Origin of the sequence: Novosphingobium acidiphilum DSM 19966, from assembly GCF_000429005.1 — a bacterium.
Lineage (GTDB): Bacteria > Pseudomonadota > Alphaproteobacteria > Sphingomonadales > Sphingomonadaceae > Novosphingobium > Novosphingobium acidiphilum.
In genome coordinates, this window is sequence record NZ_AUBA01000003.1 from 256,774 (window position 1) to 278,911 (window position 22,138).

At 65.4% G+C, this 22,138-nt stretch carries 13 protein-coding genes; 8 read left to right on the plus strand and 5 right to left on the minus strand.

Translation table 11 applies throughout. The features are described 5' to 3' along the window. Positions 1–20: 20 nt before the first annotated feature. Both G404_RS0104055 and G404_RS17995 read right to left on the minus strand, forming a co-directional pair. Positions 21–2,765: a TonB-dependent receptor gene (locus G404_RS0104055; RefSeq protein ID WP_028639956.1), complete on the minus strand. Its 2,745-nt coding sequence runs from the start codon at positions 2,763–2,765 to the stop codon at positions 21–23. A gap of 29 nt (positions 2,766–2,794) precedes the next feature. Continuing rightward, on the minus strand, positions 2,795–5,200 hold the full coding sequence (locus G404_RS17995; protein ID WP_051280138.1) for a glycoside hydrolase family 3 protein: 2,406 nt from the start codon (positions 5,198–5,200) through the stop codon (positions 2,795–2,797). 145 nt (positions 5,201–5,345) lie between these two features. On the opposite strand from G404_RS17995, the gene G404_RS0104065 reads away from it, so the two are divergent. Genes G404_RS0104065 through G404_RS0104080 form a run of 4 tightly spaced genes read left to right on the plus strand, consistent with a single transcriptional unit; the run spans position 5,346 to position 10,715 of the window. Next, positions 5,346–6,389 carry a LacI family DNA-binding transcriptional regulator gene (locus G404_RS0104065; RefSeq protein ID WP_245584379.1) on the plus strand — a complete coding sequence of 348 codons (1,044 nt, stop codon included), beginning with the start codon at positions 5,346–5,348 and terminating at the stop codon, positions 6,387–6,389. Next, positions 6,386–7,633, plus strand: a complete 1,248-nt coding sequence (locus G404_RS0104070) for an MFS transporter (RefSeq protein WP_028639958.1) — start codon at positions 6,386–6,388, stop codon at positions 7,631–7,633. The genes G404_RS0104065 and G404_RS0104070 overlap by 4 nt, the downstream gene beginning before the upstream one ends. A 56-nt stretch (positions 7,634–7,689) precedes the next feature. After that, a complete protein-coding gene (locus tag G404_RS0104075) occupies positions 7,690–9,441 on the plus strand; it encodes a chloride channel protein (protein WP_051280164.1) in 1,752 nt (583 codons plus the stop codon). A 23-nt stretch (positions 9,442–9,464) separates the two neighbouring features. After that, positions 9,465–10,715, plus strand: coding sequence for a dicarboxylate/amino acid:cation symporter (locus G404_RS0104080; protein WP_028639960.1), 1,251 nt, complete (start codon positions 9,465–9,467; stop codon positions 10,713–10,715). Positions 10,716–10,758: 43 nt separating this feature from the next. Here the strand turns inward: G404_RS0104080 and G404_RS0104085 are convergent, their stop codons facing one another. Next, complete coding sequence (locus tag G404_RS0104085; protein ID WP_028639961.1) at positions 10,759–13,023, minus strand: NADP-dependent malic enzyme; 2,265 nt, start codon at positions 13,021–13,023, stop codon at positions 10,759–10,761. A gap of 77 nt (positions 13,024–13,100) precedes the next feature. Further along, positions 13,101–14,738, minus strand: a complete 1,638-nt coding sequence (locus G404_RS0104090) for a hypothetical protein (protein WP_028639962.1) — start codon at positions 14,736–14,738, stop codon at positions 13,101–13,103. 149 nt (positions 14,739–14,887) lie between these two features. Between G404_RS0104090 and mutS the strand changes: the two genes are divergently transcribed. Continuing rightward, positions 14,888–17,476, plus strand: coding sequence for a DNA mismatch repair protein MutS (mutS, locus tag G404_RS0104095; protein ID WP_028639963.1), 2,589 nt, complete (start codon positions 14,888–14,890; stop codon positions 17,474–17,476). A gap of 74 nt (positions 17,477–17,550) precedes the next feature. After that, positions 17,551–19,083 (plus strand): carboxylesterase/lipase family protein, encoded by a 1,533-nt coding sequence (locus tag G404_RS0104100; RefSeq protein WP_084600997.1) that lies wholly within the window; start codon positions 17,551–17,553, stop codon positions 19,081–19,083. A gap of 28 nt (positions 19,084–19,111) precedes the next feature. On the opposite strand, the gene G404_RS0104105 is transcribed toward G404_RS0104100, so the two are convergent. After that, positions 19,112–20,368, minus strand: coding sequence for a NupC/NupG family nucleoside CNT transporter (locus G404_RS0104105; protein ID WP_028639965.1), 1,257 nt, complete (start codon positions 20,366–20,368; stop codon positions 19,112–19,114). A gap of 88 nt (positions 20,369–20,456) precedes the next feature. Here G404_RS0104105 and G404_RS0104110 point away from each other — a divergent pair, with 88 nt between their 5' ends. Together G404_RS0104110 and argB are read left to right on the plus strand one after the other, a co-directional pair. Then, complete coding sequence (locus G404_RS0104110; protein ID WP_028639966.1) at positions 20,457–21,140, plus strand: queuosine precursor transporter; 684 nt, start codon at positions 20,457–20,459, stop codon at positions 21,138–21,140. Between the two features lie 71 nt (positions 21,141–21,211). Continuing rightward, the gene (argB, locus tag G404_RS0104115; protein WP_051280140.1) at positions 21,212–22,126 is read left to right on the plus strand and encodes an acetylglutamate kinase; all 915 of its coding nucleotides are present in this window, start codon (positions 21,212–21,214) and stop codon (positions 22,124–22,126) included. The last annotated feature ends 12 nt before the right edge of the window (positions 22,127–22,138 follow it).

The following is a 22,138-nucleotide window of genomic DNA, read 5'->3' on the forward strand; positions in this document are numbered from 1 at the left end:
CGTCCTTTCCCTGATCGCGATCAGAACCTTACCCGCACGCGCGCGCCATATGTGGTGGGGCGCGGCATAAACGCAACGGTGCCGCCCGACTGGCTGATCAACAGGCCAGCAAGCGACCGTTTGATCAGATTGTTGGCATAGGCCTCGATGCGGACACGGCCGTTGGAGGTCGAGAAACCGCCGCCAATGTCGAGCGTCCAGTACCCGGGGATCGTGTCGTTCAACCGCCCGCGATAGGTGGTCGTGATGCCGCAACCCCCGACTGCGGCGCCGCTGCTGCTCGTCACGGTCCCGCCGGTCTGGCATGCCTGATAGGCATAGTCTTCGCCGTTGAAGATCGTGGCATAGGTGCTGGAACGATAGCCCGGCGCCAGCACATAGTCGAATTCGCCCAGGCCCGTTTCGAATTTCTGCGAAATGCGCATGTTGAACTGATATTTCGATGTACGTGGAAGGCGCTTGCCCTGGATAGACCGCAGCCCCGCATCGTTACTGTCGATGTCGCTCTGGAAACGGAAATCTTCGATCGATTGCGAACTGGTCACTTTCGCTTCGGGCAGCCACAATCCGTCAAAGGCAATGTTGAGCTTTGCTTCGGGGATGGTGATCGAACCATCAAATTGTGAGCCCGCAATCACTGAATTGGCGGCGTTATAGGTATAATCGACCACGATCGCGCAGGACGCGTTGGGGGCGACAATGTTGTTGTAGCTTGCCTCGTTGCACAGGCTAAGCAAGCTGGTCAGTTGCTGGTTGTGGTACAACTCGTAGAATGCGCTGATGTTGAATTTCACCGGCTCGCCCACGATGGTGAATCGGTTTTTCGACCCGATCTCGAAATTGGTCAGCCGTTCGGGGTTGTACGTGATCGCCGGTCCGCCGCTGCCCAGATTGTCGTTGAATCCACCCGCCTTGTTGCCGGTGGCAACCAGCGCATAGGCCATGTGATCAGCATCTATTTCCACTTGGGCGCGCGCGCGCCAGTCGAGGAAGTGGTAATGGTCGCTGGCATTCTGGTCGTAGAACTGCGTTCCGTCGAGCCCGGGCGCGTAAGTGTAATTGTTGCCCGCGGCGCAATAGAGTCCGGCCGAGGGATTGTTTACGCAATTTCCGCTGGCGCCATTCGATGCCATGCCCCCGGGGAAAATCCCTGGAACCGTATCGTTCACGCCAAACGATTTGATGCCGTCCAGGTAATAAGTCAGCGCCTCCTGTTGCGAAATGGAAAGCTGGGGCGAACCCTGAGGAGCGACGGCATAGATCGGATTGGGAATGTTGAAGTCGGTACGGCTGAGGCCCATGAACTGGAACCCGGGGGTGCCGATCACCGGACCCATGCAGCACCCATATCCGGCGCCACCCAGCAGCATCATGTAGCGCGCGGCGACACCGGTGCGATCTTTGGTTTCATCGGTATAACGCAACCCGCCAGACAGGCTCAGTTTGCTGTCCACATGGAAGGTTTCGTCGGTATAGGCGGCCAGCGAACTGCTGCGCGTGCGGGTGTTGAACTCGTTGCCTTGGAAATAGGCGTTCTGATCCGCGACGCTGCCCAGGAACGAGGCTTGGCTTTCGCTGAAGTGGAAACCACCCAATGTCCATTCGAGGCGCGATCCCTTGGGCGCCGTGATACGCAGTTCCTGCGTGTCCGAATTCGACATATTCTGGGTTTCGTAGTGCGAATAGTCATTGGCAATGCTGCCGGTTGCGTCGTTGGCGTCGGCTGCGGCCAGCCCGCCCGGATAGGCGGCCAGGCCCGGAGGCGCACCAAGCCAATCGGTGAACAGATGGCGATGGCTGACTGTCAACTGGGCGTCAAAATCCTTTCCGTGATAATTGAATTCGGCCTTCTCGCCACTGTGTGCGGTGTGCTGGTGCGGGTCGGTGGGGAACAGATAGACATCGCGCAGATTGAGGCTACTGATAGCGACGTTGTTGCCTTCGGCTCCCGCCAGATTGGTACCGATTACCCCGCCGCCATTTTCAACGGTGTTGTCATAGCTCAGCAGCATGTCGAACGTATCGTTCGGTTTCCACAGCAGCTGAACTCGTCCGGCGTAGTTGTCTTCCCATTCCGGGCCCTTGAGGCCGGTGACGGGGCCCACATTGTGGGTGTAGCTGTCGTGTTCGAGGTGCTCACCCGATACGCGGATCGCGAGCGTGTTGGTCAGCGGAGCGTTTAGGCCGCCTTCCACCGATTTCTGGCCATAGTTGCCAATGCCGGCTTCGACATAGCCGTCCCAGATGTTGAGACCGGGATGCCATGGAATGATGTTGACCGTACCTGCGGTGGCGTTGCGGCCCCGCAAGGTCCCCTGCGGACCGACATTGACTTCAACGCGATCGATGTCGAAAAAGATCGAACCGAACCCCGAGGGGCGTGGGATATAGATGCCGTCATAGTGCGTGCCTGCAGCGGGATCACCCAGTTCGGTGTTGTTGCTCGAACCGACCCCGCGAATATAGACTTCGAGGTTGTTGTTGTTGGGCAGGATGTCGAGCCCGGGGATCCGGCCCTGAAGGTCGGTGATATTCTGGACGCCGGTTTCGGCCAGCAATTTGCCGGTCACGACGGTCGAAGTGCCGCCGTATTTTTGCAGGTTCTGGGCCTTGCGCTCGGCCGTGACGATGATTTCGTCGCCGGCCTTCTGGTCCTTGGCCTCGGCCGCGGGCGTGGTCTGCGCCCAGGCAGCAGGCGCAAGGCTCAGCGATGCCACGGCAATGCCAAGGCTGGATGCGACTTGCAGAAGTTGGTTGGTCCTCATGACTCTCTCCTCCTAAACGGTGTCTATTTTTACTTGGTTTTTGAACAGGTTGCAGGCGTATGCGTGGTAACGATCGTGGCCGAAACAAGCCGCAGCACCGCACCCGCCGGCGCGGTGAAGCGCACCGCAGTGATCGGCGTGGTGCCAAGGCAGGACAGCGCAATGCGCAGCGGCGCGGGTGCGGGTGTGGCGTGCAGGATCTGGCCGGCCCGGCATCCTGCACAATCTGCGGCAATCGTGATCGCGCCGGTCTGGTGCGGGTCGGGCTGGTATTCGATCACCAGCGCGTGGTCTTTGGCGGGCACCGCGTGCGGCAGGGCAAAGCTGACGATGCCGGCCTTGCGCCATTCGATACGCCGCCCGTCTTCCTGGGCGTGGGCATCGAAGGTCGACACATTGACGACGCCGGCGCCATCGTTGCCGACCAGCGCGGGCAGGGCCTGTGGCGGATCGCTGGCCACGCCGCGCACGCTGACCCCGACATCGGCACCCAGCGCGCGATGGAACAGCGCCATCGTGGGCGATGCCACAGGCGCCGCGCATGTCAGCACCAGCGGGGGAACGCGCGGCGTTGCGGCATAGCCGCCGCCCGCGCCGACAAACCAGGCGGGCGGGGCATCGTCGCGGCAGGTGGCGGGCCAATGGAACGGCAGGCGCCCGGTAAAATCGAAACGTGGCTTGCCCGTTGCATCGCCGACCAGCACGTCGGCCAGACCTTCGCCCTCGCTACCCGGAAGCCACGCGGCGACAAAGGCGTCGGCCAGATCAATCTCGCGGCTGGTCCACAACGGGCGACCCGACAACAGCACCGCAACGGTCGGCACATGCGCGGCCTTCAACGTGCGCAGCAGCGCCAGGCCTTCGCCATCGTGCAGCGCGTGATCGGGGCTGTCGCCGGCAAATTCGGCATAGGGCGCTTCGCCAAAGACCACGACCGCGGCATCGGGGCGTGCGGCAAAATGGCCATCGGGCGACAGCTGTGCGGTGCCCCCGCCGGCATTCAGCGCCTGCGCCAGCCCGGCATAAACCGAGGTTGCGCCGGGAAATTCGGCGCGCGTCAGATCGCCGCCGCCCTGCCAGCTGATGGTCCAGCCGCCGCTTTGCCGCGCCACGCTGTCGGCGGCCTGGCCTGCAATCAGCACATTGGCCCCGGCGCGCAGCGGCAGCACGCCATCATTCTTGAGCAGAACCAGCGATTTGCGCACCGCTTCGCGGGCCAGCGCGCGGTGTTCGGCCGATCCCAGCTGCGCCCATTGCCCGCCCAGCGCGCGTTGCGACGGGCGCGGCTTGTCCATCACGCCATCACGCAGCTTGACCCGCAGCACGCGGCGCACCGCTTCGTCGATGCGCGCCTGCGGGATCGTACCGTCCTGCACCTCGCGCAGGGTGTTGGCATAAAGTCCGCGCCAGTCTTCGGGCACCATGAACACGTCAAGGCCCGCCATCAGTGCCTGCGGACAATCGGTGTTGGTGCAGCCCGGCACCAGGCCGTGGCCGTTCCAGTCGCCCACCACCAGGCCATCGAAATGCAGCGTATCGCGCAGCAGCCCGGTCAGCAGATCGTGATTGCCATGCATCTTGCTGCCGTTGATGCTGGAAAACGAGGCCATGACCGTTTGTGCACCCGCGGCGATCGACGGGACATAGCCTGCGCCGTGGATGCGGATCAGATCGTCGATCGGGCCGGTGGTATCGCCCCGGTCGATGCCGCCGGTTCCACCGTCGCCCAGGAAATGCTTGATCGTGGCCAGCACGTGGCGCTGGTCGAGAAAACCGGGGGTGCCGGGCACACCCTGCAGGCCTTCGACCATCTGCGGGCCAAGCCGGGCGACGCGCGCGGGATCTTCGGAATAGCTTTCGTAGCTGCGGCCCCAGCGCGTGTCGCGCGCCACGGCCAGCGTCGGAGCAAACGCCCAGTCGATCCCGGTGGTGGCGATTTCGGCCGCAGTCGCATCGCCGATCCGGCGTACCAGGTCGGGATCGTTCGCCGCGCCCAGCGCGACATTGTGCGGAAACAGCGTCGCGCCGACAATGTTGTTGTGGCCATGGACGGCGTCGGTGCCCCAGATCGCCGGGATCGCCGGTTCGCCATCGGGCAGGGGTGCAGTCGACGCCGCCCAATAGGCATCGGCCAGCGCCAGCCAGGCCTTTGCCGGGGCCTTGTCATCGCCGCCGGGGCCACTGTTGCCGCCATTGAGATAGGATCCGAAGCGATAGCTGCGCATATCGTCGGGGGTGATCGTGGAAATATCGGGCTGGATCAGCTGCGCCACTTTGTGCGGCAGGCTCATCCGCGCCAGCAGCGCGTCGATGCGGGCCTCGATCGCGCGATCGGATGCAGTGGCCGGTTCGGTTTGGGCAGGCGCAGCGCCGGACAGCGCGCAAAGCGCAGATGCAGCCGCACACAACAGCCAATGGCTGCCAACCTTCCCCATGCTCTCCCCGCCCCCACGCAACGCACGAATCATCTTCGCGTCGCACCGACACATACGCTGCTTTGTGAACGTTCACAACATTTTTGTGAACGTTCACGTATGCTGGTACTCGTCAACCGGGCAAACCGCGGTTATGCATGCGGCCATGATACGGCGCAGCGGTGTGACGATTGAGGATGTGGCCGCACGGGTCGGCGTATCGCGCCAGACCGTGTCGCGTGTGCTGAACGACAGCCCCAACGTGAAACCCGAAGTGCGCAGCCGCATTCTGGCCGCGATCGAGGCGCTGGGCTACGTCCCCAATCTCAGCGCGCGGCGCATGGGCGGAGGGCGATCCTATCTGGTGCTGGCGATCAACGATCGGGTGCGCACGCTGGAAAACTGGCAGGCGCGGCGCGGCAACGACTGGGTTGACCAGATGCTGTTCGGCGGCATGACCTCGTGCGAGGCGCAAGGTTGGCACCTGGTGTTCGAACTGGTCGATACCGAGGCGGCGCTTGCCCGGCGCGGCCTGGCCAATGCGCTCGCCTCGTTGCGGCCCGACGGCGTGATCCTGACCCCGCCGCATTGCGACAATCCCGAACTGATCGGCCTGCTGGCAGAACGCGGCATTCCCTGTGCGCGCATCGGCCACAGCGACGGCCAGGCGACGGTTGACGTGTTCATGGACGAAGTCGCCGCTGCGGGCGCCGCCACCCGCCACCTGATCGCACAAGGCCACAGCCGGATCGCGTTCATCGCCGGCGCGGCCAATTACGGCAGTTCGGCGCTGCGCATCGCCGGCTATCGCGCCGCATTGGCCGAAGCGGGCCTGGCGGGCGAATGGGTCGGGGATGGCGATTTCCGTTTTGAAACCGCCGAACGCGTGATCGATGCGTGGTTGTCGGGCCCCGACCAGCCCACGGCAGTGATTGCCGCCAATGACGAAATGGCCTTTGCCGCGCTGCACACCGCCAGCGCGCGCGGGCTGCGCGTGCCCGAAGATCTGGCCGTGGTCAGCTTTGAAGACACGCCCGGCGTGCGCTTTGCGGTGCCGCCGCTGACCGCGATCCGCCAGCCGGTGGCCGATATGATCGCCCGGGCCTGTTCCAGTCTGATCGACATTGTCGAAGGCAGGGGCAGGCCCGCCGCGCACGAAATCCCCTTTGAACTGGTCTGTCGCGCCAGCACCGGCGCGGTCGGGGCGTGAACCGCCCGATCGCGCACCGGCACGCGCAGCCGGTGGCGGGCATGATGGTCATCGTGGTTTATGCGCTGGCCGCGTTCGGTGCGCATCTGTCTTATGTGCCGCTGCTGACGTTGCTGCTGCCGCGACGCATTCTGGCGATCGTGCCGGACCATGCCGCGCGAACAACGTCGCTGGTGATCCTGGCAGGTGCGCTGACGGCAAGCGTGGCGCATATTGCCGCAGGGCGGATCAGCGATGGCTGGCGCGCGCGCCATGGCAACCGGCGTGCGCCGATCGCGCTGGGCCTGGGGCTGACCGTGCTGGCACTGGCGGGGCTGGGTTTTGCGCGCACGCCGGTCGTCGTGGGCCTGACACTGATCGGGTTTCAGGCGTCGCTCAATCTGATGTTTGCGCCACTGGGCGCGCTGCTGGTCGATCATTTCCCCGACGGGGCCAAGGGACGGATGGCCGCGCTGGTCAACCTGGCCATGCCTTTGGCGGGGCTGGGCACCGGGGTGGCGGCGCTGGGTTTTCCCCGCGACGGGCCGGCGCCATTTTGCGCGCTGGCGGTGGTTGTCGCGCTCAGCGTGCTGCCGCTGATCGCACTCTGGCCATTTGCGCCGTGCCTGCCGACGGTTGATGCGGCGGTGCCCATTGCCGAACCGGCCAGCCCCACCGGCGGGGCGCGCGATCTTGTGCTGGTCGCGCTGGCACGCATGCTGATGCAAAGCGGCGCGGCCTTCATGGGGACCTATTTTTATCTGTTCATCGTCCGGCACCCCTGGCGCGCGGGCCTTGCGCCGGGGCAATCGATCGACGGGGTATATGGCTGGCTGGTGCTGGCCACCACCATCGCCGCGCTGATTGTCACGGTCATGGCCGGGCACTGGTCCGACAGGCACCGTCGCCGCCGGGCGCCGATGATGCTGGGGGCGGTGTCGGGTGCAGTGGCGCTGGGCATGCTGTTGACCGGCAGCGGGTGGGTGCTGCTGACGGGCTATGGCCTGTTTCATGTCGCGCTGATCGTCTATCTGGCGCTGGATACCGCGCTGGTGGCGCAGATCCTGAACCACGCAGCGCGCCCCGGCGAAGTGCTGGGTTATATCAATCTGGCCAACACCTTGCCCTCTATCGCGGTGCCTGCGCTGGTGCTGGGCCTGTCAGGCGGCACGACCGAGGCGTTGTGGCCTGCGGGCTTTGCCGCGACAGCGCTGTGTTGCGTGATGGCGGGGACCCTTGTCGGGCGGATCCGGGCGGTCGTGTGATTTTCCGGGCGATCCATGCTTGACGTGAACGCGCGAATAGGGCGGTGCTGATCGCGATGGGACAGCAAAGACGTCTTGCGCGCGTGGGTATCGTGCGGGTGCAGCGCTGGTTTCGCGAAAGCGAAGCGGCATTCATTGCACTTGCGGCGCTGGTGGGCTGTGCCGCAGGGCTGGCCACGCTTGCCCAAGGGTGGCTGGCGCACGGCATGCAGCAGGTGTTTTATGGCCTGACCATTACCCGGCTCAGCGCGCTGGCTTCGATCGACCACCCCTGGCGGCTGATCGTGCTGCCGCTGGGCGGGGCGGTGATCGTTGCGCTGGGCCGATGGAAAGGGCGGCGCGGCGGCGCGCCGGTCGACGTGGTCGAGGCCAACGCGCTGCACGGAGGGCGGATACCCGGCGCCGACAATCTGTTGATCGCGGCACAGACCGTGGTGTCAAACGGTTGCGGCGCCTCGGTCGGGCTTGAGGCGACATATGCCCAGATGGGCGGCGGCATCGCCTCGTTGCTGGGGCAGCGCCTGCATCTGCGGCGGGCCGATTTGCGGCGGCTGGTCGGCGCGGGCGCGGGCGCGGGCGTGGGTGCGGCGTTCGGCACACCCCTGGCGGGCGCATTTTATGCCTTTGAAATCGTCATCGGGTCCTATTCGATTGCCGAAGTCGCCCCGGTGATCGCGGCGTCGCTGGCCGGCGTGCTGGTGCTGCGCTGGCTGGGGACCGAGCCCTATCTGGTGGCATTCACCTCGAATTCGCCGCGCGGTCTGATCGATTACGGCGCGGCAGCGGTCCTGGCGGTGCTGTGCGCGTTTCTGGGCATCGCGGTGATGCGGCTGGTAACCTGGTCGGAACGGATGATGCAGGCGATCACCCGCGGCAGCGCGTGGCGGCCGGTGCTGGGCGGGGCATTGCTGATCCCGGTGGCGCTGGTTTCGCCGCAGGCGCTGTCGGCGGGGCACGGTGCGCTGCATCTTGATCTGATGACGCGCCCGGCGATGTCGTTCCTGCTGGTCGTTCTGATCCTGAAGATCGTGGCTTCGGTCATTTCGCTGGCCAGCGGGTTTCGCGGCGGGCTGTTCTTTGCCTCGTTGTTCCTGGGCTCGCTGGCGGGGCAGGCCTTTGCCCAGGCGCTGAATATGGCAGGCCTTGGCGTGCTGTTCGATCCGACCGATTTTGCGCTGATCGGCATGGCGGCATTTTGCGTGTCGGTGGTGGGCGGGCCGATGACGCTGGCGCTGCTGATGCTGGAAACCACGCGCGATTTTCAGCTGATGGGCGTGGTCCTGACCGGCGCGCTGATATCCAGTGCGATCACGCGCGAAGTGTTCGGCTATTCCTTTTCGACCTGGCGATTGCATGTGCGCGGATCGGATATCCGTTCGCCGCGCGATATCGGCTGGATGCTGACGATGACCGCCGAACGCATGATGCGGCGCGATTTTGTCACCGTGCCAGCCGATGCCACGATTGCCGTATTCCGTGCGCAAGTGCCGCTGGGTTCGACCAGCGATGCCATCCTGACCGGGCCCGATGGCACGTATCACGGCATCGTGCAGTCGGCTGCCGCGTATGCGCCGGCGGTCGATCCGGCGCTGTCGCTGGCGCCGCTGGCACGGCAATGCGGTGTAACGCTGGCGCCCGACGCCGGGATCAAGGCGGTGCTGGCGCTGTTCGACGATGAAGGCGCCGACGAACTCGCGGTGGTCGATCACGCCGGCCGGGTGATCGGGGTGGTGACCGAAAAGCACGCGCGGCGCCGTTATCTGGAAGAAATCGAGGCCGCGCAGCGGCGCATGTTCGGCGAAAGCTGATCCCTGATGGAGCACGATCCGCTGTGAACCGCACCCGATTGATCCTTGGCGCGCTGGTGCTTGGCACATTGGCCGGTGTGGGGGTGCGCTGGGCGGGCCCGGCCTGGCTGGTCGATGTGGCGCAGGCGCTGCTGCCGGTGGGGCAGATGTGGGTGCGCGCGTTGCAGATGACGCTGGTTCCGCTGATCTTTGCGATGATCACGCATGGCGTGGCAAGCGCGGTGGCCGGCGGTCGCGGCAGCCGCCTGATCGGTACGACACTGGGCGTGTTTGCGATCGCCATGGTGGTCACGGTGATCCTGTCGACGATCCTGGTTGAAGCCGTGCTGCATGTCTGGCCGATCCCGGCGCATGCGCTCGATGGCCTGATCGGGGCCGAGCCACCGCAGCCGGTGCCGGGGCTGGCGGCGCAACTGATCGCGATCATTCCGGAAAACCCGATTGGTGCGGCAGCACAAGGCCAGATTTTCCCGCTGGTGATCTTTGGCCTGGCGCTGGGCGTGGCGCTCGCGCGCATCGCGCGCGATGGCCCGATCGAAACCAGCCCGATCATGCGGCTGCTGTCCGAACTGGCGCAGGCGATGCTGAAAATTGTCGACTGGGTGCTGGTGGTGGCACCGGTCGGCATATTCTGCCTGGCGCTCGGGCTTGGCCTGTCGTCGGGGCTGGGCGTGGCGCAAGTGCTGGGCCTGTTCATTGCCCTGTGTTTTGCCACCAGCCTGATGATGGCCGCGCTGTGCTATGTCGCGGTGCGGGTGACGCGCGCGGCCCCGCTCGGTCGCTTTGCCGCGGCGATCGCCCCGGCACAGGCGATGGCCGCCGGCAGCTGTTCGTCGCTGGCGACAACGCCGGTGATGATCGAGGTCGCGGTCGAACGGCTGGGCCTGCCCGAGGATGTGGTGGGCCTGACCATCCCGATGTCGGTATCGCTGTTCCGGCTGGGCACCGTCGCGCATTCGGTCGCCGCCGTGCTGGTGGCGGCGCACGCGGTGGGGATCCAGCCGGGCCCGGTGCAATTGGTGCTGGCCGGCCTTGCCGTGGTGCTGGGCAGTGTCAGCGGCGCGGGATTGCCGGGTGCTGCGGTGATCTATGCGATCTATGGCCCCGGGCTGCACGTGCTGGGTGCGCCGATGGCGATCATGCCGCTGTATGTCGCGGTGATCGCGCTGGCCGACCCGGCGATCACCGCCACCAGCGTGACCGGGGATCTGACCGCGGTAACGCTGGTGCAGCGCTGGTTGATGCGGCGGGGTCGGCAGACGCGGGAAAACTAATTCGCCTGAAGCGGGTTGCGTTTCAGATCAAACGCAACCCGCTTCAGCCCGCAATCCCCGCCGCCGCCAGCACCGCCAGCGTCAGCAGATCGGGCGCCAGCGCGGTCATCGGCGCGATCTGCACCGGTTTTTCCATGCCGATCAGCATCGGGCCGATCACCGCATTGCCGCCCAGTTCGCGCAGCAGTTTGGCCGAAATGTTGGCCGATTGCAGGCCGGGCATGATGAGCACGTTGGCGCGGGCTGACAGTCGGCTGAACGGGTAATTGGCCATGACTTTGGGGTTCAATGCCGCATCGGGCGACATTTCGCCTTCGTATTCGAAACCTGGCTGGCGTTCATCCAGGATCGCCACGGCGCCACGGATATTGTCGATCCATTTGCCATAAGGATTGCCAAAGGTGGAAAACGACAGAAACGCCACGCGCGGTTCGTGGCCCATGCGGCGCGCAACGGCGGCGGTTTCGATCGCGATCTGCGCCAGGTCTTCGGCGCCGGGGCGTTCGTTGACGGTGGTGTCGGCCATGAACACGGTGTCGTTCTTGCCCACCATCAGGTGGATGCCGAACGGGATATGCCCGGGTTTGGGGTCAAGCACGCGGCGCACTTCGGTCAGGGTCTGCGCAAAGGTGCGTGTCATGCCCGAAATCAGCGCGTCGCCATGGCCCAGCGCGACCAGCAGGCTGGCAAACACGTTGCGATCCTGGTTGACCATGCGTTTGATATCGCGCTCCAGAAACCCGCGCCGTTGCAGGCGCGGATAGAGATAGGCGACCATTGCGGGCACCAGCGGCGACACCGCGGAATTGTGGATTTCATAACTTTCCGGGTTCGACACGCCCAGTTCGACCAGCTTGTCGAGCACGGGCTGCGTCTTGCCGACCAGCACCGGGGTGCCATAGCCGAAATCGCGATACTGGATCGCCGCGCGCAGCACGACTTCGTTTTCGGCCTCGGCAAAAACCACGCGGCGCGGGTTCTGCTTGGCCTGGGCGTAGACATTGGTCAGCACCGATGTGGTCGGGTTCAGCCGCGCTTTCAGCGTGTTGCGATAGGCGTCGAAGTCCTCGATCGGCATGCGCGCCACGCCGGTGTCCATCGCGGCCTTGGCCACGGCCGACGACACGCGTTCCATCAGGCGCGGATCGAACGGGGCGGGGATGATATAGTCCAGCCCGAACTGGTGGTTCTTGCCATAGGCGGCAGCCACTTCCTCGGGCACGGTTTCGCGCGCCAGTTCGGCAATGGCCTGCGCCGCGGCAATCTTCATCTCTTCGTTGATCGTGGTCGCGCGCACGTCGAGCGCGCCGCGGAAGATGAAGGGAAACCCCAGCACATTGTTGACCTGGTTGGGGTAATCCGACCGGCCTGTGGCGATGATGCAATCGGGCCGCGCGGCCTTGGCCTCGGGCGGGGTGATTTCCGGATCGGGGTTGGCCATGGCAAAGATGATCGGCTGCGGCGCCATGTCCATCACCCATTCGGGTTTTAGCGCGCGCGCCGCCGACAGGCCCAGAAAAATGTCGGCGCCTTTCAGCGCGTCTTCCAGCGTGCGCGCCTCGGTGCGGACGGCGTGCGCGCTTTTCCACTGGTCCATGCCGCCTTCGCGGCCCTGATAGATCACGCCCGAACGGTCGCACATGATCACATTGTCGTGGCGCACGCCCATCGCCTTGATCAGCGCGGTGCAGGCGATTGCCGCCGCGCCCGCGCCATTGACCACGACTTTGACTTCGTCGAGCTTGCGCCCGGTCAGGAAACACGCGTTCAGCAGCCCGGCGGCCGAAATGATCGCGGTGCCGTGCTGGTCATCGTGCATCACCGGGATATTCATGCGTTCGCGCAGCGCCTGCTCGATGATGAAGCATTCGGGCGCCTTGATGTCTTCGAGGTTGATCCCGCCAAAGCTGGGTTCGAGCAGGGCCACTGCCTCGATGAACTTGTCCGCGTCTTCGGTGTCGACTTCGATATCGATCGCATCGACATCGGCAAAGCGTTTGAACAGCACCGCTTTGCCTTCCATCACCGGCTTTGACGCCAGCGCACCCAGATTGCCCATGCCCAGGATCGCGGTGCCGTTGGAAATGACCGCCACCAGATTGCCCTTGGCCGTATAGTCATAGGCACAGGCCGGATCGTCGGCGATCGCCTGCACCGGCACGGCAACGCCCGGCGAATAGGCCAGCGACAGGTCGCGCTGTGTGGCCACCGGCTTTGACGCGATGATCTCGATTTTGCCGGGACGGATCGTCTTGTGATAGAACAGCGCTTCGCGTTCGGTGAAACGGACGTTGCTTTCATCAGACATCGGGCAATCCTCGGATTGGTTGTACCACCGGCCCTGTCGGCTCTTTGACGCTGCGTCAAGCAGCGTCATCGCCCCGATCACAGCCCGCGTGGCTGCCAGTTGGGGATGGTTAGCGGGCGCACCGCAAACAGCATGCTGCGGCCGTCCTGCCACACCAGTTGCAGACGCGGATCGGGGCGCTTGGGCAGGCCGGTATCGATCAGCCAGACATAGTCGACGCGTTCGATCGGGGCATATTTCAGCGCGGTGTCGACGCTGCGCAAACGGCCCCCGGCGCAGCCCTGCGACCATACGAATTCCGACGGATCGGCGGTGAAATTGCGCCCGGGGCGGAACCGCGGCACCACCATGTGCAGCCCCGGCACCGCCCAGTTGTCGTTGACCCAGGCCTGGCGATAGATGCTGGCCAGGCTTGCCAGGTGATCGCGCCGGGTGTTGCGCCACGATTCTTCCAGACACGAATGTTCGACAAAGGCCAGGACCCGGCTGCCCGCGTCGACATGTTGCAACGCCACCAGCTGCTTGCGGAAATCATCGGCATAGTCGGCAAAGCTGGCGGCCGTCACCACCAGCCGCAGCGCCAGCAGCATCATCCCGCCATAGGCCACCGCCTTGGCAATCGTCGGGCGCGCGCGGCTCCAGTCGGTCAGCCCCAGCAACAGCATGCAGGCCACCGGCAACAGCCGCACATCGACGAAATTGCTGCCGTTGATATCGCTCGGGATCGCGATGAATTCGGCCATCACCAGCGCGCCGGGCAGGAATTGCGACCATTTCCACCGGCCGCCGATGATCCAGCCGAACGCAATCAGCGCATAACACGCGATGGTCGTCGCCGCATCGAGGATCATCGACTGGTCGCGCAGCGTCAGGATCAGGTACCATTCCTTTTCATCCCAGCGCCAGCGGTTGAAACTGCGCGAAGGCGGCGGTGACAGGAATTTCCACAGCAGGATCGTGATCACGGTGGCCAGCAGCGGCCACAACAGAACCAGCAGCCGCCGCATCGCCGCGCGCCAGTCGTGGGTTCTGATCACTGTGCGAAATTGCGATGGCCGCCACCATCCGGCCGGCAGCGCATCGATCTCGCGGCCAAAGGCATTGGCCCCGATCAGCAGGCCCAGCAGCATGCCGCCGATGGCATGACACAACAGCGCCATCGGCTGGATCACGATCAGCAGCGCCGCACGCCGGCGCGGCTGATCCTCCAGCCAGATCGCCATCGCAAACATCGTCAGCGACAGACCCGTCGCCAGAATGAAATTGAGAAAACCGGTTAGCAGCGGAAAGCTGAACACGTACATCAAGGCCCAGGGCGCGCCATGGCCGCCGCGCGCATTGAGCGCGCGGATCGTTGCCAGGCACCCGCCTGCGTACAGCGCGGTGGCCAGCACGGTGGACCACCAGCCCGCCGCCAGCACGCCGAACTGCGCGCCGATCAGCTTCATCAACACGCCGTCACCGATGTTGAGCGTGAACACCCATTTCCACGAAAAATACTTTTCCAGCGGACTGTTGGGACCTGCCGCCTCGATCGCGGCGGCGCCCATGTGGCCGGGAATGTCGATCAGCGGCGGCACTTCGACCAGCATGAACGGCAGGCACACCAGCAGCACGGTCAGGGTGATGCCCGGCCCCGACAGCCACGGCAGCCCCGGCGCGGTCTGGGCAAACCGCAGGAATTTGTCGGGCCAGGATTTCGGGTGCATCTGCATCAGCCAGCCAAACCCGTGCAGTTCCGCCCATCGCGCCTTGTAATTGCCAAGCGTCGGTGCGGAATTGTCGATATCCTCGATGGGTTGGTTTGAGATGTGCCGAAATCTCGTCTAGCCCCGGCACGGTGAACGCTCATGCCCCAACTCCGATGATGGCGCAATATCTTGCGCTGAAGGCACAGGCCGAAGGGTGCCTGCTGTTTTATCGCATGGGCGATTTTTTCGAACTGTTTTTCGACGATGCCCGCGCCGCCAGCCAGACCCTGGATATCGCGCTGACCAGCCGTGGCGAACACGGCGGCCAGCAGGTGCCGATGTGCGGCGTGCCGGTGCATGCTGCCGAAGGCTATCTGGCACGGCTGATCCGCGCGGGGCACCGCGTGGCCATCGCCGAACAGATCGAAACCCCCGAACAGGCAAAGAAGCGCGGTGGCGCCAAGGCGCTGGTGACGCGCGATATCGTGCGCTTTGTCACCGCGGGCACTTTGACCGAAGAGGCGTTGCTTGAACCGCGCCGCGCCAATGTGCTGGCGGCGGTCTGTGTGGTGGGCGCACGCGTCGGCCTGGCCGCGTGCGACATATCCACCGGGCAGATGGATCTGGAAGACTGCGCCCCCGATGCGCTGGGCGCGGCGCTGGCGCGGATCGGTGCCAGCGAACTGATCGTGTCGGACGCGGCGCCGGCGCACGGCCTGGCGATGCCCGGCGCGGCCGCGCAGCGCCCCGCGCGCGGGTTTGACAGCGCGCGCGGCGAAACGCTGCTGCGCGATCTTCACGGCGTGGCCACGCTTGATGCCTTTGGCGCCTTTTCCCGGCCGATGCTGGCCGCGGCCGCCGGGCTGATCGATTACCTCGACCACGTCGGGCGCGGGCGCCTGCCGCTGCTTTTGCCCCCGCAGGCGCGGATCGGCGATCACACGATGGCGATGGACGAGGCGACACGCGCCAGTCTGGAAGTGACCGTCGCGTCGGGCGGCGGTCGGCGCGGCAGCCTGATCGAGGCGGTCGACCGCTGTGTGACCGGGGCGGGTGCGCGGGCGCTGGCCGAAGACCTGTCGGCGCCGTTGACCGATATTGCGATGATCCGCAACCGTCTGGAACTGGTCAGCTGGCTGCACGACGATCCGCTGTTGCGCGGCGATCTGCGCGCCACGTTGCGCGCGGCACCCGACATCGGTCGGGCGATCGGGCGCGTCGTGGCCGGACGCGGGTCTCCGCGCGATCTGGGGCAATTGCGCGATGGCCTGCGCGAAGCGGCGCAACTGGCCTACCTGTTGCAGGCGGCAGGCGCCTTGCCCGCGCTTGCCGACCGGCTGGTGCCCGATTTGCGCGGGCATGGCGCGCTGGTCGATCTGTTGGCGCGCGCGCTGGTGCCGGCCCCGCCGACCGAACGCGGGCAGGGCGGGTTCATTGCCGAAGGCTATGACGCAGCGCTTGATGAATTGCGCCGCATGTCGGGCCATTCGCGCCGCGCGATTGCCGCACTTGAAGCAAAGTATCGCGATGAAACCGGCGTAGCCGCGCTGAAAATCCGGCACAACGGCGTGCTGGGCTATTTCATCGAAGTGCCCGCGCGCCATGCCGACCGGATGATGGCGCCCGATTCGGGCTTTACCCATCGCCAGACGATGGCGGGCGCGGTGCGGTTCAATGCGCTGGCGCTGCATGAAGAGGCCAGCCGGATTGCCGAATCCGGCGGTCATGCGCTGGCCGCCGAAGACCAGCATTTCGAGGATCTGACCGCGCGCGTGGTCGCCTTGCGCGAGGCGATTGCCCGCACCGCTGTGGCGCTGGCGCGGTTCGATGTGGCCGCCGGCCTGGCCGAACGCGCGGCCGAAGGCGGGTGGAGCCTGCCGCGCGTGGTCGACGAACCCGTGTTGGCGATTGCCGGGGGGCGCCATCCGGTCGTCGAAACGGCGCTGATGGCGCGCGGCGAACGCTTTGTCGCCAACGACTGCCGGCTGGTGCCCGAAGACCGGCTGTGGCTGATCGGCGGTCCCAACATGGGGGGCAAATCGACCTTTCTGCGGCAGAACGCGCTGATCGTGCTGCTGGCGCAGGCGGGCAGTTTCGTGCCGGCCGAGGCGGCGACAATCGGCGTGGTCGACCGGTTGTTCAGCCGCGTCGGCGCCAGCGACAATCTGGCGCGCGGGCGGTCCACGTTCATGGTCGAAATGGTCGAAACCGCCGCGATCCTGGCACAGGCCGGCCCACGCAGCTTTGTCATTCTGGACGAAGTCGGGCGCGGCACGTCGACGTATGACGGGCTGGCACTGGCCTGGGCGGTGGTCGAGGCGGTGCACGAGACCAATCGCTGCCGCTGCCTGTTTGCCACGCATTACCACGAGCTGACCCGCCTGGCCGAAAGCTGCACCGCGCTGTCGCTGCGCCACGTGCGTGCGCGCGAGTGGAAGGGTGATCTGGTGCTGCTGCACGAATTGGCCGAGGGCCCTGCGGACAAAAGCTATGGCCTGGCGGTGGCGCGGCTGGCCGGGGTGTCGCCGGGTGTGATCCGCCGCGCCAAAGCGGTGCTCGATCGCCTGGAAAAAGGCCGGGCCGCGACCGGCGGACTGGCCGCCGGGCTTGATGACCTGCCGCTGTTCGCTGCCGCGATCGAGGCGGCAGAAGACAAAGTCGATGCCTTGCGCGAAAAGCTGAATGTGCTCGATATCGACAGTCTTAGCCCGCGCGCGGCGCTGGATGTGCTGTACGAGCTCAAACGCGAAGCCAACAGTTAGGGTTGGTTACGGCGCTGGCCAGGCGTTTCGTTTTGAGGCATTGTTGCAGACGGGGCGAAGGGGGCTTTATCTGCATGAACCGGCCAAATCGAAGCGCGCGCTGGCGTGCGGCAATACTCGCACTTGTTCTGGCAGTGCCCAATATCGCGGCAACCGAGCCCCCCGCACGCATCACCGTGGGCAAGGCGCATCTGCACGGGCTGGCGCTGGCAGGCGGTGTTTCGGCGTTCCTTGGCATTCCCTATGCCAATGCGCCCACTGGCGCGCGACGCTGGCATGTGTCGACGCAGGCGCGCCTGTCGGGTGAAGTCGATGCCACGCATTACGGCGCAGCCTGTCCGCAGACCGAGGCGACCGCGGGGTGGTATCGCCGGCTGGCGGTGGCGATGGGCAGCGATGGCGATGTCGTACCCCCGGGGCCGACCCAATCGGAAAACTGCCTGTTCCTCAATGTCTGGACGCCTGGCGCAAAGGTGCCCGCGGGCAAGCGTCTGCCGGTGATGGTGTGGGTCCACGGCGGATCGAACACCAGCGGTTACAGCCAGGAGGCCGATTATCGCGGCGCGCGACTGGCCGCGCGCGGGGTGGTGGTGGTCACGATCAATTATCGGCTGGGCGCGTTGGGGTTCTTTGCCCATCCGGCGGTGTCCGATGTCAGCGCCGGGCGGCAGGGTCTGTCGGACCAGATCACCGCGTTGCGCTGGGTGCGCGACAATATTGCCGCATTCGGCGGGGATGCCGCGCGCGTCACGCTGTTCGGCGAATCCGCGGGCGGCACCGATATCGCCGCGCTGATGCACATGCCGGTTGCAAAGGGCCTGTTCGCACGCGCCGTCATCGAAAGCGGGTTTCTGCGCGCCGACGGCATGGCCACGCCCGCCGCCGCGGCAAAGGCTGCGGCCGATCTGTTTGTCCATGACGAAACCGCCGCCACGCTGGCGCAGCGCAGTGCCGCCGATCTGGTGCATGTGCAGACCGAGCGCGGCAAGGGCCGGTTCGTGTCACCGCTGGTGCCGCCCAAACCCGCGTTCCGCGTGCCGCTGCTGATCGGCACCAACGCCGACGAATTCCGCCTGTACCTGCCCTCTGATCCCGCCACGCGCGGCGCGGGTGAGGCATCGACCCTGCTCGCCATGCCCAACGCCGGGGATGTCGCGCACCTGTTGCAGCACCTGTCGAACGATCCCGCCATGCGCGCCGACCTTCTGGCCAGCGCGCCGATCTTTCACTGCCCGGCGGTGCGGATGGCCGCGGCAACCGCGGCCGGTGGCCTTGGCGCGTGGGTGTACCGGTTTGATCGGGTGCGCCCCGGGCACCACGGGTTTGGCGCCTACCACGGCGCGGAAATTCCCTATGTGTTTGGCACCGGCGCGGCGTGGCTGCCTGCCGAAGCGGCGGATCGGGCGTTGTCGGACACGATGATGCGGTATTGGGTCAACTTTGCGCGCGGCGGCGATCCCAACGGGCCGGGCCTGCCGCACTGGCCGCGCTGGGGCAATACCGCAGTCGATGCGGCGGCCGTACCCATGATGCATTTCGGCAGCACGGTGCGGGTTGTGCCCGCGGCCGATCTGGCGCTGTGTCCGTTTTTTCCGGGCGACCTTTAGGCTTTGGCCCAGGGCCGATCCCGGTTCGTCACACCGCCAGAAACAGCCCCGCCAGCGCTGCGCTCATCAGATTGCTCAGCGCGCCGGCGATCAGCGCGCGCAGGCCCAGACGCGCGATCACCGGGCGCTGGTTGGGGGCCAGCCCGCCGGCCACCGCCATCTGGATCGCAATCGAGCTGAAATTGGCAAAGCCGCACAGCGCAAATGTCACGATCGCCACGGTCTGCGCGCTCAGGCCCCTGGTTGTCCCAAGATCGATGAAGGCGACGAATTCGTTGAGCACGATCTTGGTGCCGAACATGCCGCCGGCGATATGCGCTTCACGCCAGTCGGGCGCGCCAAGCAGGCGGAACACCGGCGCAAACACGCTGCCGATCACATCCTGCATGGCAAGGCCGGGGTAACCGATCAGTCCGCCGGCCCAGCCGAACAGGCCGTTGGCCAACGCCACCAATGCGACAAACGCCAGCACCATGGCGCCCACCGCCACCGCCAGCCGCACCCCGGTCTGCGCGCCCTGCGCGGCCGCCATGATCAGGTTGGCGGGGCGTTCTTCGCCCTGGTCGGCGATCGCGGGTTCATGCGGATCGTTGAGCGGTGCGTCGCTGGCCATTTCGGGCGGGGCCGGTGGCGTGTCGGGATAGATCAGCTTGGCCATCAGCACCCCGCCCGGTGCCGACATGAACGCAGCGGTGACCAGATAATCGATACGGATGCCCATCGCCGCATAGGCCGCCAGGATCGTGCCGGCGACGCCCGCCATGCCCACCGTCATCACCGTGAACATCTGCGGCGGCGACAGCGCGGCCAGATAAGGCCGGATCACCAACGGCGATTCGCTTTGGCCGACAAAGATGTTGGCCGCCGCGCACAGTGCCTCGACCCGGCTGATCCCGGTGACGGTTTCCAGCGCGCCGCCGATCCAGCGGATCACCAGCTGCATCACGCCCAGATAATAGAGGATCGAAATCAGTGCGGCAAAGAACACGATCGTCGGCAGCGCCGAAATGACAAAGCTGTGCCCGCCGATTTCGGGTGCAGCAAGCGGCCCGAACAGGAACGTGACCCCGGCGCGGGCATAGCCCAGCAGGTTTTCCACCCCGTGTGCGGCGCCCTCAAGCGCATATTTACCGGGGGGAAATCGCAGCACCAGCGCCGCAAACCCGGCCTGCAGCGCAAACGCGGGCACCACGATGCGCAGCGATATCGCGCGCCGGTTGTTCGACAGCGCCACCGCAATGGCAAGGATCAGCGCCATACCGGCAAGACTGGACAGGATATGCATGGTTCGCGCGGATGCTCCAACGGGATCGATTGCGCCCATGCGCGTAAAGCCAATTTGGCACGCGGTCAAAATCCGCTATCGGCCTTTTATGCAAAAGCAAACTTCGGTCGTGTCGGTCCCTTCGTCGCTGTTCCTGTATACACTGGTCTATGGCGGCATGTGCGTGCTGGCCGGCGTGCTGGGGGCAAAGCTGGCCAATGTCGGCACTTGGCCGCTGATCGGGCAGATGACCGTGGAAAGCGGGATTTTCGCGTTTCTGCTGCTGATCGTGCTGTCGAGCGCGGTCAGCGAATTGTACGGCGTGCAGACCGCGCAGCGCATGGTGCGGTTCGGCTTTGTGCCATTGATCCTGTCGATGGTGCTGATCCGCCTTGTCATCGACGTCGTGCCCCCGGCGCCGATCTGGGCCAATCAGAGCCAGTTTGCCCTGATCCTGGGGCAGGGCGCACGGATGCAGTTTGCTGGCCTGTGTTCGTATGGCCTGTCGCAGACGTTGAACGTCACGGTGTTCGCGCGCCTGGCGGGGCATGGCATGGGCCGGGTGCTGGTGGTGCGTGCGTGGCTGGCCAGCATGCTGAGCCAGATTGTCGATACGGTGATCTTTATCACGCTGTCGTTCTGGGGCGTGGCCGGCGCCGATGGCCACGCCTTGCCGCTGGGCGTGATGATGGGCAGCCAGATCATCGCCAAGCTGGTCCTGTCGACCGTGATGGTGCCGGTGCTGGTGTGGCTGGCGGTGCAATTCGGGCGCCGGCTTGACCGGGGGGCTTAAGCGAAACCCGCGGCCTGCCGCAGCAAATTCATTTCTCTTTCACGCCCGAAAGGGTATTGGCGCGGTCCATCATGGCAACCAATATCGACACCCACGACGTCTATCGCCAGGCGATGCTCGACAAGGCCGAAACGCTGATCGAGGCACTGCCTTATCTGCAGCGTTACGCCGGCAAGACATTCGTGGTGAAATATGGCGGGCACGCCATGGGCGACCCGGCGGCACAGCAGGATTTTGCGCAGGATGTCGTGCTGATGAAGGCGATCGGCATCAATCCGGTGGTGGTGCACGGCGGCGGCCCGCAGATCGGCGCCATGCTGAAAAAGCTGGGCATCGAATCGCGCTTTGTCGATGGCTTGCGTGTGACCGATGCGGAAACCGCCGAAATTGCCGAAATGGTGCTGTCGGGCCGGATCAACAAGGAACTGGTGAGCTGGATTGCCGCCGCCGGGGGCAAGGCGCTGGGCATTTCGGGCAAGGATGCCGGGCTGATCACCGCCACCAAAGTCGAAAAGGTGATCATCGATCCCGAAAGCGGTGACCAGTTGTCGGTCGATCTGGGCTTTGTCGGCGAACCTTCGGCGATTGACCTGACGATCATCCACACCGTTTGCGCCGCGGGCATGATCCCGGTGATTGCGCCGATCGGCGTCGGCGAAGATGGCTGCACCTACAACATCAACGCCGACACGATGGCGGGCGCGATTGCCGCCAAACTGGGCGCGGCCCGGTTGTTCCTGCTGACCGATGTGCCGGGCGTGCTCGACAAGAACAAGTCGCTGCTGACCGACCTGACGCCGGCCGATATTGGCAGGCTGGCAGAAGACGGCACGATCAGCGGCGGGATGATTCCCAAGCTTGAGACGTGTGTCCATGCGGTTGAGGCCGGGTGCGAAGCGGCGGTTGTGCTCGACGGGCGGGTGCCGCATGCCATGCTGCTCGAAGTGTTTACCACACGTGGGGCGGGAACGCTGATCCGGCTTTGATGATTCCACGTC

Bases quoted from the DNA above. Each gene is read 5' to 3' on its own strand.
- G404_RS0104055 (WP_028639956.1), bottom strand. From the start codon at position 2,765: ATGAGGACCAACCAACTTCTGCAAGTCGCATCCAGCCTTGGCATTGCC.
- G404_RS17995 (WP_051280138.1), bottom strand. From the start codon at position 5,200: ATGGGGAAGGTTGGCAGCCATTGGCTGTTGTGTGCGGCTGCATCTGCG.
- G404_RS0104065 (WP_245584379.1), top strand. From the start codon at position 5,346: ATGATACGGCGCAGCGGTGTGACGATTGAGGATGTGGCCGCACGGGTC.
- G404_RS0104075 (WP_051280164.1), top strand. From the start codon at position 7,690: ATGGGACAGCAAAGACGTCTTGCGCGCGTGGGTATCGTGCGGGTGCAG.
- G404_RS0104085 (WP_028639961.1), bottom strand. From the start codon at position 13,023: ATGTCTGATGAAAGCAACGTCCGTTTCACCGAACGCGAAGCGCTGTTC.
- G404_RS0104090 (WP_028639962.1), bottom strand. From the start codon at position 14,738: ATGCAGATGCACCCGAAATCCTGGCCCGACAAATTCCTGCGGTTTGCC.
- mutS (WP_028639963.1), top strand. From the start codon at position 14,888: ATGATGGCGCAATATCTTGCGCTGAAGGCACAGGCCGAAGGGTGCCTG.
- G404_RS0104100 (WP_084600997.1), top strand. From the start codon at position 17,551: ATGAACCGGCCAAATCGAAGCGCGCGCTGGCGTGCGGCAATACTCGCA.
- G404_RS0104105 (WP_028639965.1), bottom strand. From the start codon at position 20,368: ATGCATATCCTGTCCAGTCTTGCCGGTATGGCGCTGATCCTTGCCATT.
- G404_RS0104110 (WP_028639966.1), top strand. From the start codon at position 20,457: ATGCAAAAGCAAACTTCGGTCGTGTCGGTCCCTTCGTCGCTGTTCCTG.
- argB (WP_051280140.1), top strand. From the start codon at position 21,212: ATGGCAACCAATATCGACACCCACGACGTCTATCGCCAGGCGATGCTC.